Origin of the sequence: Blastococcus sp. TF02A-30 (assembly GCF_003319185.1) — a bacterium.
GTDB lineage: Bacteria > Actinomycetota > Actinomycetes > Mycobacteriales > Geodermatophilaceae > Blastococcus.
In genome coordinates this window covers 1-447 of record NZ_QOHJ01000037.1, presented here as the reverse complement: position 1 = coordinate 447, position 447 = coordinate 1, and the positions used below count along the sequence as shown (strand labels likewise).

The window sequence follows — 447 nt, the reverse complement described above, 5'->3', positions numbered from 1 at the left end:
AGATGTGTATAAGAGACAGGCACGTCGTCGGGGAATTCCTGCACCGTGCGTACGACTTTGCTCCACAGGATCGCGTGCTTCGCGCCGTGGTCTTCGAATTGCTTGCGCAGCTCACGTGCGGTGTAGAGCGGGTTGTGCTCGACGACGACGGCGCCGAGGCGCAGCACGGCGTAGAACGCGACGATGTGCTGCGGGCAGTTCGGCAGGACGATCGCGACGGGGTCGCCGGCGCGGACTCCGCGCTGACGCAGGCCGGCGGCGGCGCGCGCGATCTGCGTGTCCAGCTCCCGGTAGGTGGTGACACGCCCGAAGAACTCCAGCGCCGGTGCATCCGGATAGTCCCGCGCCGAGGCGGCGACGATGTCGCCGAGCGACCCGGTGACCGGCTCCAGATCCGCCGGCACCCCCTCCGCATAGCTGGCGATCCAGGGGCGAGGCGGGTCGTAG

General features: G+C 68.9%; 1 protein-coding gene. It reads right to left on the bottom strand.

Features of this window, described 5'->3' with window-relative positions:
* Window positions 1–404 (bottom strand): AMP-binding protein (locus tag DQ241_RS20340; RefSeq protein ID WP_255411013.1); only part of this gene is annotated, 404 nt, incomplete at its 3' end.
* Window positions 405–447: the final 43 nt, after the last annotated feature.